Source organism: Stenotrophomonas geniculata, assembly GCF_034508895.1.
Lineage (GTDB): Bacteria > Pseudomonadota > Gammaproteobacteria > Xanthomonadales > Xanthomonadaceae > Stenotrophomonas > Stenotrophomonas geniculata.
On the sequence record NZ_CP140571.1, the window covers coordinates 4340808 to 4356370 of the forward strand.

At 67.3% G+C, this 15563-nt stretch carries 10 protein-coding genes; 3 read left to right on the forward strand and 7 right to left on the reverse strand.

Annotated features, from left to right (window positions below; all coding sequences use genetic code 11):
- The first annotated feature begins 126 nt into the window (after positions 1–126).
- Entirely contained in the window at positions 127–1326 is a 1200-nt protein-coding gene (locus RI032_RS20025; protein WP_322547606.1) for an acyltransferase family protein, read from the forward strand.
- 102 nt (positions 1327–1428) lie between these two features.
- On the opposite strand, the gene RI032_RS20030 is transcribed toward RI032_RS20025, so the two are convergent.
- Together RI032_RS20030 and recJ are read right to left on the reverse strand one after the other, a co-directional pair.
- Positions 1429–4338, reverse strand: a complete 2910-nt coding sequence (locus RI032_RS20030) for a VIT domain-containing protein (RefSeq protein WP_322547607.1) — start codon at positions 4336–4338, stop codon at positions 1429–1431.
- A gap of 145 nt (positions 4339–4483) precedes the next feature.
- Entirely contained in the window at positions 4484–6241 is a 1758-nt protein-coding gene (recJ, locus tag RI032_RS20035) for a single-stranded-DNA-specific exonuclease RecJ (protein WP_134959027.1), read from the reverse strand.
- A 46-nt stretch (positions 6242–6287) separates the two neighbouring features.
- Between recJ and RI032_RS20040 the strand changes: the two genes are divergently transcribed.
- Together RI032_RS20040 and RI032_RS20045 are read left to right on the forward strand one after the other, a co-directional pair.
- The gene (locus tag RI032_RS20040) at positions 6288–7406 is read left to right on the forward strand and encodes a DUF1176 domain-containing protein (RefSeq protein ID WP_322547608.1); all 1119 of its coding nucleotides are present in this window, start codon (positions 6288–6290) and stop codon (positions 7404–7406) included.
- On the forward strand, positions 7407–8465 hold the full coding sequence (locus RI032_RS20045) for a DUF1176 domain-containing protein (protein WP_043398985.1): 1059 nt from the start codon (positions 7407–7409) through the stop codon (positions 8463–8465). It begins immediately after the preceding gene.
- A gap of 80 nt (positions 8466–8545) precedes the next feature.
- On the opposite strand, the gene RI032_RS20050 is transcribed toward RI032_RS20045, so the two are convergent.
- The 5 genes from RI032_RS20050 to RI032_RS20070 form a co-directional block, all read right to left on the reverse strand.
- The gene (locus tag RI032_RS20050; protein WP_322547609.1) at positions 8546–9463 is read right to left on the reverse strand and encodes a phosphoglycerate mutase; all 918 of its coding nucleotides are present in this window, start codon (positions 9461–9463) and stop codon (positions 8546–8548) included.
- Between the two features lie 4 nt (positions 9464–9467).
- Complete coding sequence (gene greA, locus RI032_RS20055) at positions 9468–9932, reverse strand: transcription elongation factor GreA (RefSeq protein ID WP_026347191.1); 465 nt, start codon at positions 9930–9932, stop codon at positions 9468–9470.
- A gap of 8 nt (positions 9933–9940) precedes the next feature.
- Positions 9941–13183 (reverse strand): carbamoyl-phosphate synthase large subunit, encoded by a 3243-nt coding sequence (carB, locus tag RI032_RS20060; RefSeq protein WP_322547610.1) that lies wholly within the window; start codon positions 13181–13183, stop codon positions 9941–9943.
- Positions 13184–13331: 148 nt separating this feature from the next.
- Positions 13332–14459: a glutamine-hydrolyzing carbamoyl-phosphate synthase small subunit gene (carA, locus tag RI032_RS20065; RefSeq protein ID WP_010482524.1), complete on the reverse strand. Its 1128-nt coding sequence runs from the start codon at positions 14457–14459 to the stop codon at positions 13332–13334.
- Between the two features lie 289 nt (positions 14460–14748).
- On the reverse strand, positions 14749–15429 hold the full coding sequence (locus RI032_RS20070; RefSeq protein ID WP_322548284.1) for a 4-hydroxy-tetrahydrodipicolinate reductase: 681 nt from the start codon (positions 15427–15429) through the stop codon (positions 14749–14751).
- Between the last annotated feature and the right edge of the window lie 134 nt (positions 15430–15563).

Genomic DNA, 15563 nt, shown 5'->3' on the forward strand with positions numbered 1-15563 from the left:
GGTAGCCGCTCCATTGGTCCCGCCACCCCCGCCATTGGTCACTGCGCGGGTTCCGGCGGCCCCTTGGCAGTGGCTGCACAGGCCGGACGGCGTCACGTTGGCTCGACCTTCCGGCACACCTCCACCATGACCCGACGCCACGACATCGACGCCCTGCGCGTGTTCGCCTTCGCCCTGCTGATCCTCTACCACACCGCCATGGCCTATGTGGACGACTGGGGCTTCCACCTCAAGAGCGTGCATACCGCCGAATGGCTGCAGTGGCCGATGCTGTTCGTCAACCGCTGGCGGATGTCGCTGCTGTTCCTGATTTCAGGCATCGCCATCGCGCTGATGCGGCCGGAAGGCAGGCTGCTGCGCTTTGCCGGCCTGCGCACGTGGCGGCTGCTGCTGCCCCTGCTGTTCGGCATGTTCGTGATCGTGCCGATCCAGCCCTACTGCGAGGGCGTGGCCAACGGTCATGTTGCGCCCGGCTTCGGGCATTTCCTGCTGCGCTACTGGCAGGTGCGGCCGTGGCCGGAAGGCAGTTTCGCCGGCTGGCAATACGGCATCACCTGGAACCACCTGTGGTACCTGGCCTATCTGTGGAACTACACGCTGGCCCTGGCCCTGCTGATGCCATTGCTGGGAACGGCCGTGGTGCGCCATGCGATCGCGTTCTGCGCCGCCTCGCCGATACTGCTGATCGGAATTCCGTCTGCGCTGCTGCTGGCCTGGATGATCTGGCTGGAGCCGGTCTATCCGTCCACCAATACCCTGCTTGGCGACTGGTACCAGCACGCGAAGTACGCGACAGTGTTCCTGGCCGGCTACCTGCTCGGTCGCGAGCCGGTGTTCTGGCAGCGCGTGGTCTCCCTGCGCCGCACCACGCTGTGGCTGGCGCTGGCGGCGGTTGGCTGGTATCTGGGGTTGCGCATCCTCGGCCAGGTGCTGCCGGCTGACTCCTCGCTGCGGCAATGGCCTGAAACGTTCTGGGACCTGCAGGGCAGGACCAGCCAGTCGGTGTATGTCTGGACCGCGCTGCTGGCCATCCTCGGCTGGGGCAAGGTCTTCCTCGATCGCCCGTTCGGCTGGCTGCCGTACTGCACCGAGGCCATCTATCCCTGGTACATGCTGCACCAGAGCCTGATCATCGTGCTGTTGTTCTGGCTCAAGCCATTGCAACTGGGTCCTTGGCTGGAGCCGTCGCTACTGCTGGGCGGCACCGTCGGCGGCTGCCTGCTGATCCACGAACTGCTGATCCGACGCGTGCGCTGGCTGCGGCCGCTGTTCGGCCTGCGTGCGAATCCGCCAGCATCGCCGGCTGCACACGCTGCGCAGTTGTAGAGCCGAGCCGACGCTCGGCTGCCTCTGCCATGAGCCGAGCATGGGCTCGGCTCTACACCAACGTGGTCGAGCGCGCTCGACTCCATACGGGCGTGCGAGCGGTCAATGCACCTCGAACTCGCCCACCAGCACGGTTTCGGCGCGGTCCTTCAACCGCATCGTGACCATCTGGTCCTTCTGCTTCGGCGTGCCCCAGTGGGTGGTCAGGCGCAGCATCAGCGTCGTCGCCCCGGTCACCAGCTGCTGGCGGCTGCCGAAGTAGTTCGCCTCCACCTTGTACTTGCCCGGCTTGGCATTGCGTAGCGAGAACTGCTCGGGACCATAGCCGCCGGTGAAATCCTGCGACATCTGCCCGCCCTGGTAGGTCAGGCGGTTGCCGTAGTAGGCGCGCTCGCCGTTCGGGTCGGTCACCCACAGGTCCATGTCGCTGTTGTCGGCATCCCACGACAGCACCACCCGCAGGTCCAGCGGCATCGCCTGCAGCAGGCGCGGGTCGATGCTGGTGGTATCCAGGCGGGGCGTGCTGCGGGCCACCAGGTTGGTCAGTTCATCCAGTGCGATCAGGGCGATGCCATCGAAGCGGCTGTCCCACGGCCGCACCACCACCTGGTACAGCGGCGCCAGCGCCTGCTGCGGCTTGCCGGCCGCCGCCAGTGCCAGGCCGAGGTCGCGGAAGCTCTGCGGTTCCTCCTGGCCCATCGCCAGCACCTGCTCGAACACCGGCACCGCCAGCGCGGGAGCATCGGCCTGCATCAGTCGGTAACCGAGCACGCGCAGCAGGTGGCGGTTGTCCAGGTCCATCTCGGCCAGGTTCGACAACACACGCAGCGCCAGGTCGCGCTGACCCTGCGCCAGCAGCAGGTCGGCCACATCAAGGAAGAATGCGCTGCTGTCGGCATGGGCATCGCGCTCGGCCAGGTAGCGGTCATACAGTTGCGACGCCGGGCCCTGGCGCAGGCGCCGGGCGATGGTCGAGTCCGGCTGCCAGGCCGCCAGCTGGATGCCGAGCTCGCCCTCGTTGGCGGCAGCGGGCGCAGCGACACGGCCACCCGTGACCGTGATTGAATCCAGGGCCTTGTTGGATGCAGGCGCCGAGCGACGTGCACGCGCGCTGCTGGCTTCCATGCGCTGCTCGGCGGCGGCCATCGGTGCCGGGGCGTGCGGTGCCGCAGGGGCAGGCGCGGCGAGCATCGCCACCGGCGCCGATTCCATCGCGTAGTCCGCGGAGGCCACTTCCAGTGCCCCGCCCTTCGGCTGCGGCGGCATTCCCTTCGGCCAGCTGCGGTTCCACCATTGCTGGCGCTCCTTCCAGTGTGCCGCCACTTCATCCAGGCGCTGGCGATCTGCAGCGGCGCGATCGCTCACCTGCCTCGCGAAGCGGGCATCGTACTCGGTGCGGAGCGTGCCAGACGGACGGATCGCATAGCGCAGGTAGTCCTCCAGTGTCTCCAGCACAATCAACGAGGTATCCGGCCCCACCAGGCCAAACTGCTGGGACAGGCGCTGCATGGCCTCACGGTTGCTGCGGCGGTCGACGGCCAGTTGCTGCAGGCGCGCCTGCGCCCACAGGCCGGCCAGCAGTTCGCCGTCATCGCTTTTCTGCGTGGCCGGCAGCGCCTGCCATTCGCCGCCACCCACGCGCACCCGCATCGGCACACCGTCGGCCGCTAGTCGTGCGTGCAGCCACAGCCAGCCCTGGGCTTCACTGCGACGATCGATCACCACGTCCTGCACGCCACGCCCCGCATCGACCTGCACGTCCAACGGCGACGACAGCAACGCGCTGGCAGCTGCCCCCACATCCTTGCCCAGCGCGACGAAGCGACCGCCATGGGATTCGCTCCAGCCGCGCAGGCGCGTGCTGTCGGTGCGGGCACCGGCGCTGCTGATCGCGAACAGGCGCTGATCCGGTGCCAGCGTCGGCAATTGCTCCGGCCCATAGGTCAGCAGGCCATCACTGACCAGCAGGTATTCCTTCACACTCGGCTGCGGCTGCCACTGGGCCAGCGCGCTGGCACCGTCCGGGCGCACCGCCTGCAGTGCCGCGCGCAGCTCGCTCCAGTTGCCTGCGCGGATACGGAAGCGCCGTAGCGGTTCGGCGCGGTCGCGCAGCACGGTCAGTGCCACCGTGCCGTCACCCATTGCGGCGAAGTACCGATCCAGCAGGGCGAACTCACGCGTGCGGTCGCGCTGGCCCGCTGAGCCGGAGCCATCCCACAGCAACCCGACCTCGCTGGGCATCGCGCGTGGCGTGGGGCTGACCGGCACGGGCAGCTGCGCCAGCAGGTAGTGGCCGTCCTGCCAGGGCGCCACCTGGACTTGTGCCTGACGTGCTGCGGGCAGGCTCCACTGCAGCTGCGCCGGTAGCTGCGCGCCCTTGCCCTGCCAGTGCAGCTGGCCCGTGCTGATGCGGAACGGAGCCGCACCTGCACTGGTCGTGGCAGGCGCCTGCAGCTTCAGTTCAACCGAGGCCGCACCGGCGGCGAACTGCAGCGGCAGCGTCCACTGCCAACCGTGGCCGTCGAAGGCCAACGGCTCACGCATCACCAGCTGCACGCGCCGACTGCCGCCGGCAGGTAGCGGGTAGATGCGCAGGCGGAACTGGTTGCCAGCGGTCTGTTCCAGCAGGCCCGGGTCGACGCCGCGGCGGGCAATCTCCTCGAATACCTGACGACCGCGGTCCTTGGGCACCGGCACCGCGTCACGCATCTCGCCGTTGATATCCAGCGCGAAGCCGCTGATCTGCTGACCGTCGCCCAGCGGGAACTGCAGCTCACCTTCCAGCACGCGCCGGTTCGGGTTATGGAATTCCAGGGTGATCCGGGTCTGGGCGATGCCCGCCTGGACTTCGCCCTCGATGCGTGCGCGCTGCAGCTGCACCGGTTGTTCGGCGGCCGGCGCGATCAGCAGCGGCGTGGCGGCCTGCGGCCGGGAGATCGGCGGCGACTGCGCGCCAGCGGGCCAGGCCACAAGGGCCAGCAACAACACAGTGCAGCATCGGGCGAAGACCATGACCGGACTCCAGTGGGATCTTAGACCGTTGAACGCACGAGCTGCCGGAACGGGGTTGGCGGGGTCCCAAAAAAGGGGACGGAGGGGATCAAGTCGCAATGGCAAACAAGGCAAGAACGACTTGATCCCCTCCGTCCCTTTTTCTTCAAGCGGGGAGGCTGTGCTCCACAATCAGCTGGATGGCGCTGCCGCCGCGATAGTCATCGCAGGCGAGCCGGTAAGCGAGATGCACGTGGCGGCCCGGTGCGTTGCCGTGCCAGCCGCCGAAATGGATCGCGTTGATCGTGCCGGGTACGCCCGGCAGGCGCAGCTCCAGCTTGAGGTGGCGCTCCTTCAGCACGCGCCAGTTGGCCACTTCGAAGTAGCCGTCGAACAACGGTTCGGGGAAGCCCTGGCCCCACGGTCCGGCCAGGCGCAACGCGACGGCGTGGCGATGATCGAGCTCGTCGGCGGCCAGTTCGCCGTCGCTGAGAACCTGCTGCTGCAGTGCCGCCGGATCGAGCATTTCCAGCACCACGGCCACAAAGGCGGCCTTGAAGTCATCGACGTGATCCAGGCGCATGCTCAGTCCAGCCGCCATGGCATGCCCACCGAAGCGTTCGATCAGACCCGGATGGCGCGCATCGACCAGCGCCAGTGCGTCACGGATGTGCAGGCCGGGGATCGAGCGCGCCGAGCCACGCAGGGTGTCGGCGCCCGGTTCGGCCGGCGCGAAGGCGATCACCGGGCGATGCAGGCGATCCTTCATCTTCGATGCAACCAGACCGACCACGCCCGGATGCCAGTCCGCGTCGAACAGGCAGGCAGCCACCGGGCGCTGGCCGGCCATGTCCAGCACCACACGGGTCAACGCCTGCTCGGCGTCGTCGGTCATCGACTGCTGCACGGCGCGCCGTTCCGCATTGATCTGCTCCAGCGTCTGCGCGATCTCGCGCGCCTGCCGTGGGTCTTCGGTCAGCAGCAGCGCGATGCCCAGCGCCATGTCTTCCAGCCGGCCCGCCGCGTTCAGGCGTGGGCCGAGTGCGAAGCCAATATCGGTGGCCGTCAGTCGCGTGGCGTCACGGCCACTGGCTTCGATCAACGCACGCAGGCCGACACAACCCTGCCCTGCGCGCAGACGGCGCAGGCCCGCGCTGACCAGCGCCCGATTGTTCGGGTCCAGCGCCACCAGGTCGGCGACGGTGCCGACCGCCACCAGGTCCAGCAGCGTGGTCAGGTCAGGTCCCTTGCCATCGGCAAAGACACCGGCTTCGCGCATCTGCCGGCGCAGCGCCATCAGCACGTAGAAGATCACGCCGACACCGGCCAGCGATTTACTGGGGAAGGCGTCGCCGTCCAGATTCGGATCGACGATGACGTCGGCCGGCGGCAGCTGCGGGCCCGGCAGATGGTGGTCGGTGACCAGTACCTGCCAGCCACGTGCCTTGGCCGCAGTCACGCCGGCATGGCAGGCAATGCCGTGGTCGACTGTGACCAGCAGGTCCGGCTGCAGCGCGGCCAGCTCCTCCACCAGCGACGGCGACAGGCCATAGCCATGCACCATGCGGTTCGGCACCGCGTGGAAGACGTGTTGCGCGCCGAGCATGCGCAGGCCGCGCACACCGACCGCACAGGCGGTGGCGCCATCGCAGTCGAAATCGCCGACCACGAGGATGCGCTTGTCATTGGCGATGGCCTCGACCAGCAGGCCCACTGCATCGTCGATGCCGGTCAGCAGCTCGGGGGCGTGCAGATTGCCCAGTTTCGGCTGCGCGAGCTCCGGGGTATGCGCGCCGCGTGCAGCGTACAGGCGCGCCAGCAGCGGCAGCGTGCCCTCCGGCCAGCTTCCGGGCGCGACCGCATCGCGGCGGCGGATCGTCGGCGTATCAGGGGATGAATGCACAGCATCGGCGGCAAGGGACATCGGCATCGCCGGGTGACGGAAGACCCGCGCATGATACCCGCTCGGCGTGCCCGGCTCTTCCCGGGCTTGGCGCAGGCGCGGCCATCGCCCATGCTTGTTCGCTTCTGAAACGGAATTCGCCATGTACCGCCCGCTGAGCGCACTGATTGTAGGCCTGCTGCTGCCGCTCGCCCCCGATGCCGGAAACACGACGGCCACACCCGGTATCGAGTTCGTGCACCACGACTGGTTCCTGGCCTGCGACAACACCGGCACCTGCCGTGCCGCGGGTTATGGCCCGGAGAGCGCCGACGGCCCCCTGGGACTGATGCTGGAACGTGCCGGCGGACCCGGCACGCCGGTGAAGGCGCGGCTGCGGGTGGGCGAGGATGGCGAAAGCGCAATGCCTGAAGGAGCGATGCGCCTGCTGGTGAACGACCGTGATCTGGGCCCGGTGCAGGACACCGGCGCCGACGAGGCCGTGACGCTGCGTCCCGCGCAGGTTGAAGCACTGCTCGCCGCCCTGCCCGGCCGGGCCCGCATCGAGGTCATCGACAACAACGGCACACGCTGGCCGATTTCCGACCGTGGGGCTGCCGCCGTACTGCTGAAAATGGACGAGACACAGGGAAGGATCGGTACACCCGGCGCCCTGGTGCGGCGTGGCACGCGCGCCGAAACCAGAGTGCCGGCTGCATACGCCAAGCCGGTGATCGTGAGCGCGACGCTGGTGGCGCCACGTTCCGGAGACAGCGAACTGGGAAGCAGCGAAGCGCTGCGCGATGCCGTGATCGCCACGCTCGGCGACAGTGACGACTGTCCGCGCCTGATCGAGTACACGGGCACCCCGGAAATGGTGATCGAGCGGCTGGACGAGCACCATGTACTGGTGCAGGCGCTGTGCCAGATGGGGGCGTACAACTACAGCAATGGCTTCTGGATCGCGCGTGATCAGCCGCCGTTTGCCCCGCAGACGATCACGCTGGAGGCAGAGGGCTTCTCGCGCGCCGAACGCACGCTCTACGCACGCTACAAGGGCCGTGGCATTGGCGACTGTGTTTCCGGCTCGGACTGGGTATGGGACGGCCGCAGATTCCAGCCCAGCAGCGCTTTCAGTACGGGCCTGTGTCGCGGCATACCGGGCGGACACTGGATGCTGCCAACCCTGATCAGCGAGGTGCGTTGAATGCACGCATCTTCACTGTTACGCACGCCACTCCTGTTGGCGTTGCTGACACTGGCATCGACGGCAACGGCCACAGAGCCGGTTGGCATATCGTTCGTGGAAGGCGACGGCGTGATGGCCTGCGACAACACCCGCACCTGCCGGCTGGCAGCCTACGGTCCATTGGCGCCGCTGATGCTGAGCGCGCTGATCGGGCGCAGCGGCGGGCCAAGCGCGGCGGTCACCGCCCGGCTGTCGATGGCCGAAGGCGGCGAGGACGTGCCACCAACCCCTGCGGCGGTAGCACCCGAAGGAACGTTGCACCTGCACGTGGACGGAGAGGACCTCGGTGCCATCGGCCACAGCGAAGCACTCGACTCTGGCCTGGAGCTGCCCACGCACTACGTGACCGCCATGATCGAGGCCCTGCTGGCGGGCAAGCGCGTCGAGATGAGCGACGCTTCGGGCAACGCGTGGCCGCTGTCCGACCGGGGCATCCACACGCTGCTGCTGAAGATGGACGAAGTACAGGGTCGGCTGGATACGCCTGGCGCGCTGGTGCGCAAGGGCTCACAGCCGGAATCGAAGGTCCCGGCTGCGGTTACCGCGCCACCCCTGAAGGCACCGCCGCTTCTGGTCGAAGCACAGGAAGGCGACGCGCAGCTGGCCGAGCGGTCGGATCTGCTGCAGCAGCTGCAACCGGTGGCCGCTGCGGGAAATGCGTGCGACCGGATGTCGTCGCGCCAACTCCGTATCGAACGGGTAGATACCAACCATGTCCTGGCGCTGTTGAATTGCGCAACCGACCGCTACATCGTGTCCGCAGGTGCATGGCTGATCCGCGACCGCCCACCGTTTTCGCCCACGCTGATCACCGCGAGCACGCTGTTTCCGCTCTATCCGTATGCCGTATTCCTTGAAGAAGGTTCTGTGACCGACACCGATCCCTGCGGCACGAACCGGCACTGGGCCTGGGATGGCTCGCGCCTTGTCCTGAGCGCGACGTATCTGGGTGAATACTGCTCAACCCGGAGCCGCAGGCACTGGTCATTGCCGACCTACGTTACAGAAGTCCAGTAGTGATGAAGCCGAGCATGGGCTCGGCGCTACAGGGGGAATCAGCAGCACCGGTGGCTGTGCGGCAGCGCGCAGCGTCGGCTTCAATCGTGCAGCTGGCGCGGCTTCTTCCAGAACTGCCAGCGCTGTCCACGGTCCAGCTGGAACTGCAGGCCGTCTTCGAAATCCAGCACCAGCCGCTGCAGCTCACCACGCTTCAGCGCGGCCAGCAGCGGACGGATCGCTTCATTGCCGAGCTGCTGCAGGGAACGCAGCTGGCGCAGATCCACCAATGCATCCACCGCCTGCTCGCCGTCCACGGCGACGCCAGCCGCCAGGGCCAGGCCCTGCAACAGGGCATCGCGGCTACGCACCTGTGCGTGCGGCGTGCTGACCGACACCGGCATCACGCCACCGCCCCAGAACCACAGCGAATTGATCGGCTGTTGTCCCTGCGCGGCGCGCTGCTGGTTCCAGGAATGGTTGTGCAGCAGTACCTGCGCTTCGGTCATCAGCGCCCGCCAGCGGCGGCCGCCCTCGCCTTCGGGCAGGTGAGAGAACAGGTCATCGCCCAGCACCTCGTCCGGACTGTCGAAGTCCGGCAGGGCCAGGTCGATCGGAAGCCGCAGGTACCAGCGCGACGGGTCCGGTGCGTCGAGCACGAATCCGGCATCGGCAAACAGCGGCTGCAGCACCGGCAACAGGGCCAGGCAGTCCGCCAAGGTCGGCCGCAGCGTCTCGCCGTAGGCCATCATCCGCGCGCCGTGCATGTCCGGCACCATGCAGGCCGGGTCGGCACGCAGCCAGCTGGCGCCGGCTGCATCGCCGACGTCGCGCTGGCGGGTCAACGCGGCCACCGGCCAGTGCGGCGCGGCAACCGTGAAATGGCGCGTCAGTTGTGCGCGTTCCCCCGGTGCGACCTGCACCGTCGTGGCACGGCCGAGCGCACGCGCCACATCGTCCGGCAGCGCAGCCGCGGCAAAGCGGCTGCGTGCAGGCAACAGCAGGGTCGCCGTCGCCACGTGGTCAGTCCACGTAGCTGACGCTGACGATCTCGTACTCGCGCTGGCCGGCCGGGGCGTCGATCACGATCGAATCGCCTTCCAGCTTGCCGATCATCGCGCGCGCCACCGGCGAGGAAATCGCGATCAGGCCCAGCTTGATGTCCGCTTCCAGGTCACCAACGATCTGGTACTTCTTCTCTTCGTCGGTTTCCACGTCGGCCAGCGTCACGCTGGCGCCGAACACCACCTTGGAGCCGGCATTGAGCTTGCTCACGTCGATGATCTCGGCGTGCGACAGCTCACCTTCCAGCTGCTTGATGCGGCCTTCGATGAAGCCCTGTTCCTCGCGCGCGGCGTGGTACTCGGCATTCTCCTTCAGGTCGCCATGCTCACGCGCTTCGGCGATGGCCGCGATGACCTTCGGGCGCTTGACCGACTTCAGGTGATCCAGTTCGTCGCGCAGCTTCTGCGCGCCCTTCATGGTGATGGGGGCTCTCATGCATTCAACTCCTTGTGCAGCTCCTGCAGCGACCAGACGGGGCCGGTGCCGCGGAATTCCAGTGAATCCACCAGCGCCTTGGCGCCGGCAATGGTGGTCGAGTAGGTGACGCGATGCTGCAGCGCCTCGCGACGGATCGAGAACGAGTCGTTGATCGCCGAACGACCTTCGGTCGTGTTGACGATGTAGACGATCTCGCCGTTCTTGATCGAGTCGACGATGTGCGGACGGCCTTCGACCACCTTGTTGATGATCTCGCAGTCCATGCCGTGCTGCTGCAGCCACGCGGCGGTGCCACGGGTGGCGACCAGGCTGTAACCACGCGCCAGCAGGGCCTTGGCCACCGGCAGCACGCGCTTCTTGTCCGGATCGCGCACCGACACGAAGGCCTTGCCGATCGGCGGGGTCTTGATGCCGCCCGCTTCCTGCGCACGTGCGAAGGCGGCGTTGAAGGTGCGGCCTACGCCCATCACTTCACCGGTGGAGCGCATCTCCGGCCCGAGGATCGGATCGACGCCCTGGAACTTGGCGAACGGGAAGATCGCTTCCTTCACCGAGTAGTAGTCCGGCACGATTTCCTTGGTCGCGCCCTGCTCGGCCAGCGTCTTGCCGGCCATGCAGCGGGCGGCGATCTTGGCCAGCGGCATGCCGGTGGCCTTGGACACGAACGGCACGGTGCGTGAGGCACGCGGGTTCACTTCCAGCAGGTAGATGGTGTCGGCACCTTCGTCGCTGGTCTGGATCGCGAACTGGGTGTTCATCAGGCCGACCACGTTCAGGGCCTTGGCCAGCTCCACCACCTGGCGGCGCAGTTCGGCCTGGGTTTCAGCCGACAGCGAGTACGGCGGCAGCGAGCAGGAGGAATCGCCCGAGTGCACGCCAGCTTCTTCGATGTGCTCCATCACGCCACCGATCAGGACGTTGCCATCCTTGTCGGCGATGATGTCGACGTCGCACTCGACGGCGTTGTCGAGGAAGCGATCCAGCAGCACCGGCGAATCGTTGGACACCTTCACCGCGTCGCGCACGTAGCGGGCCAGATCGGCTTCGCCGTAGACGATTTCCATCGCGCGGCCACCCAGCACGTAGCTCGGACGCACCACCAGCGGGTAGCCGATCTCGCGGGCCAGCAGCAGGGCTTCCTGGTCGTTGCGGGCGATGCGGTTCGGCGGCTGCTTCAGGCCCAGCTTGTCGACCAGCTGCTGGAAGCGCTCACGGTCTTCGGCCAGGTCGATCGAGTCCGGGCTGGTGCCGATCACCGGCACGCCGTTGGCTTCCAGCGCGCGCGCCAGCTTCAGCGGCGTCTGGCCGCCGTACTGCACGATCACGCCCTTCGGCTGTTCCAGCTCGACGATTTCCAGCACGTCTTCCAGGGTCAGCGGTTCGAAGTACAGGCGGTCGGAGGTGTCGTAGTCGGTCGACACGGTTTCCGGGTTGCAGTTGACCATGATGGTTTCATAACCATCCTCGCGCAGCGCCAGTGCCGCGTGCACGCAGCAGTAGTCGAACTCGATGCCCTGGCCGATGCGGTTCGGGCCACCGCCCAGGATCATGATCTTGTCGCGGTTGGTCGGCGCGGCCTCGCACTCGTCCTCGTAGGTCGAGTAAAGGTAGGCGGTACCGGTGGAGAACTCACCGGCACAGGAGTCCACGCGCTTGTAGACCGGGCGTACCTTGTGCGCACGACGCAGCGCGCGGATGGCGGCTTCGTTGGTACCGGTCAGCTGCGCCAGGCGCGCGTCGGAGAAGCCAGCGCGCTTCAGCTTGCGCAGGCGTGCAGCGTCCAGCGCATCGATGCCACCGGCAGTGACTTCAGCTTCCGCCGCGATGATTTCCTCGATCTGGTCCAGGAACCAGTGATCGATGAACGACAGTGCGTAGATCTCTTCCACGCTCATGCCGGCGCGGAACGCATCGGCGACGAAGAACAGGCGCTCCGGGCCCGGCGCCTTCAGCTCGCGGCGCAGGGTCTGCAGGTCTTCTTCGTTGGCCAGGTCCAGGCCGGTCGGGTCGAAGCCGACCTTGCCGGTTTCCAGGCCACGCAGGGCCTTCTGCACCGACTCCTGGAAAGTGCGGCCCATCGCCATCACCTCGCCCACCGACTTCATCTGGGTGGTCAGGCGGGCGTCGGCGGCCGGGAACTTCTCGAAGGCGAAACGCGGGATCTTGGTGACGACGTAGTCGATGGACGGCTCGAACGAGGCCGGGGTCAGGCCGCCGGTGATCTCGTTCTTCAGTTCGTCCAGGGTGTAGCCCACGGCCAGCTTCGCGGCGACCTTGGCGATCGGGAAGCCGGTGGCCTTGGAAGCCAGCGCCGAGGAACGCGACACACGCGGATTCATCTCGATGACGACCACACGGCCGGTCTTCGGGTTGATACCGAACTGCACGTTCGAGCCACCGGTATCGACGCCGATCTTGCGCAGCACGGCGATGGAGGCATCGCGCAGGCGCTGGTATTCCTTGTCGGTCAGGGTCTGCGCCGGCGCCACAGTGATCGAGTCACCGGTGTGCACGCCCATCGGGTCCAGGTTTTCGATCGAGCAGACGATGATGCAGTTGTCCGCAGTATCGCGGACCACTTCCATCTCGAATTCCTTCCAGCCCAGCACCGACTCTTCCACCAGCACTTCGGTGGTCGGCGACAGTTCCAGGCCGCGGCTGACGATCTCGACCAGCTCTTCGCGGTTGTAGGCAATGCCGCCACCGCTGCCGCCCAGGGTGAAGCTGGGGCGGATGATGGTCGGGTAGCCGACGCGGGTCTGGATCTCCAGCGCTTCGTCCAGGGTGTGGGCGACGGCGGCGGTCGGGCATTCCAGGCCGATCTCACCCATGGCCACGCGGAACAGCTCGCGGTCTTCGGCCATGCGGATCGCTTCGCGCTTGGCGCCGATCAGTTCGACGTTGTACTTCTCCAGCACGCCGTTGTCGGCCAGGTCCAGCGCGCAGTTCAGTGCGGTCTGGCCACCCATGGTCGGCAGCAGCGCGTCGGGCTTTTCCTTGGCGATGATCTTCTCGACCGTCTGCCAGTTGATCGGCTCGATGTAGACGGCGTCGGCCATCTCCGGGTCGGTCATGATCGTGGCCGGGTTGCTGTTGACCAGCACCACGCGGTAACCCTCGTCACGCAGGGCCTTGCAGGCCTGGGCGCCGGAGTAGTCGAACTCGCAGGCCTGGCCGATGACGATCGGGCCAGCACCGATGATGAGGATGGTCTTGAGGTCAGTGCGCTTGGGCATTTTCTTCTCTAAGTCAGTACAGCGTGACAAGGGGGGTGATCGCACGCTGTCGATCAGGAATCTTGATCCGCAGCGCCGCGCCGTGGGCAGCAGCGATGCGGGGTTTACGGTCCATCGCGACGCCACCGGGGGGCCGGCGGCGTACTGATCACGCCTTGGCCTGCTCCATCAGCACCACGAAGCGGTCGAACAACGGACCGACGTCGGTCGGGCCCGGCGACGCTTCCGGGTGGCCCTGGAACGAGAACGCCGGCACGTCGGTGCGGGCCACGCCCTGGTTGGTGCCGTCGAACAGCGAACGGTGGGTCACGCGCAGGGTCGGCGGCAGGGTCGCTTCATCGATCGCGAAGCCGTGGTTCTGCGAGGTGATCATCACCCGGCCGCTGTCCAGGTCCTGCACCGGGTGGTTGGCACCGTGGTGGCCGTGGCCCATCTTCATGGTCTGCGCGCCCGAGGCCAGGCCCAGCAACTGGTGGCCCAGGCAGATGCCGAAGGTCGGGATCTTCACGTCGATGAAGGTCTTGATCGCTTCGATGGCGTAGTCGCACGGTTCCGGGTCACCCGGGCCATTGGACAGGAACACGCCGTCCGGCTTCAGCGCCAGCACTTCGGCGGCCGGAGTCTGCGCCGGTACCACGGTCACTTCGCAGCCACGCTCGGCCAGCATGCGCAGGATGTTGGTCTTCACGCCGAAGTCGTAAGCCACGACCTTGAACCGGGACGGCACGCTGACGAAGGCGTTGGCATCCAGGTCGAGCTGGCCCTCGGTCCAGGTGTAGGTCTTCTCGGTAGTGACAACCTTGGCCAGATCCATGCCCTTCAGCCCCGGGAACTTGCGGGCGGCTTCCAGTGCCTTTTCCACGTCGATGTCGCCGGCCATCAGTGCACCGTTCTGCGCGCCCTTCTCGCGCAGGATGCGGGTCAGCTTGCGGGTGTCGATGCCGGCGATGGCGACCACGCCGCGCTGGATCAGCCAGTCCTGCAGCGACACCTGGCTGCGCCAGTTGCTGGGACGGCGGGGAACGTCGCGCACGATCAGGCCGGCCGACCACACCTTGGACGCTTCATTGTCCTGGTCGGTCATGCCGGTGTTACCGATATGCGGATAGGTCAGCGTGACCATCTGCCGGGCGTAGGACGGGTCGGTCAGCACTTCCTGGTAGCCGGTCATGGCGGTGTTGAACACCACCTCACCGACGGACAGGCCGGGCGCGCCTACGGATTCGCCCTCGAATACGGTGCCGTCTTCGAGGACGAGGATTGCGGCTTGGGTCACGGGAATCTCACTTTGGCTACCGAGGGGGCTGCCGAAGTCACGCCTGCGCTTCACGGAAATCCGGTTGCAAAAAAGCGCGGACGTACGGTCTGGGACCGGTCCGGCTTTCGTGATTCGGCGAGTGCGAATTGTAGCGCTGCCGGGGCGCTCGCGCCAGCGGTTATCGCGCTTCATGAACAGGCGATTGCGCATTCATTTCAATCCGGCGGCGTATGCGGCGCCCGCTGGTAGCGCCGGGCCATGCCCGGCGGAACCGACACCGACGCCGGGCACGGCCCGGCGCTACCGGTTAACGCGGCCCGTCCAGCAGATCGCGCACCCGGTAGCTGCCCGGCGCGCGGCCGTGCAGCTGGCGGGCGGCGAACAGGGCGCCGCGGGCGAAGATGTCGCGGTTGGTGGCCCGGTGCACCAGCTCGATGCGCTCGCCCAGCCCGGTGAACTGCACCAGATGCTCGCCGACGATGTCACCGGCGCGCAGGCTGGCGTAGTGCGGTTCCGCCCCACCCCGCTGCGCGGCCGCGCCCAAGGTCAGCGCGGTGCCCGACGGCGCATCCTTCTTCTGGGTGTGGTGCGACTCGACGATGTCACAGTCCCAGCCGGCCAACGCCTGCGCCGCGCGCTCTACCAACTCATCCAGCACCGCCACGCCCAGGCTGAAGTTGGAGGCCCAGACCAGCGGGATCTTCGCAGCCGCCGCGTCCAGCGCCTGGCGCTGCGTGCTGGAGATCCCGGTGGTGCCCGACACCAGCCCGGCACCCCGCTCCACGCACAACGCCAGCATCGGGTCGAAACCCTCCGGCAGGCTGAAGTCGATCGCCACGTCGAACACCGGCGCGCCTGGCAGTTCGCTGGCACCGAAGAACGGCACGCCGTCGACCACGCGCTGCGCCGGCGCACGGCCGGCCACTGCGGCCACGATCTGCAGGGTTTCGGGATGTTCGGCGGCCAGCCGCAGCAGGGCCTGGCCCATGCGCCCGGAGGCACCGTGAATGAGCAATCGCAGGGGAGTCTGGTTCATGCCTGCAGGCTAGCGGCAGCACGCCCGCTCCGGCAAGCGCCATCGCTGCTACGCTGCATGCCCTTTCATGCAATGGATGGCAGCTC

Coding starts and splice junctions, on each gene's coding strand:
- recJ (WP_134959027.1), bottom strand. CDS start 6,241: ATGTCCCTTGCCGCCGATGCTGTGCATTCATCCCCTGATACGCCGACG.
- RI032_RS20070 (WP_322548284.1), bottom strand. CDS start 15,429: ATGGGCCAGGCCCTGCTGCGGCTGGCCGCCGAACATCCCGAAACCCTG.
- RI032_RS20045 (WP_043398985.1), top strand. CDS start 7,407: ATGCACGCATCTTCACTGTTACGCACGCCACTCCTGTTGGCGTTGCTG.
- carB (WP_322547610.1), bottom strand. CDS start 13,183: ATGCCCAAGCGCACTGACCTCAAGACCATCCTCATCATCGGTGCTGGC.
- RI032_RS20030 (WP_322547607.1), bottom strand. CDS start 4,338: ATGGTCTTCGCCCGATGCTGCACTGTGTTGTTGCTGGCCCTTGTGGCC.
- RI032_RS20025 (WP_322547606.1), top strand. CDS start 127: ATGACCCGACGCCACGACATCGACGCCCTGCGCGTGTTCGCCTTCGCC.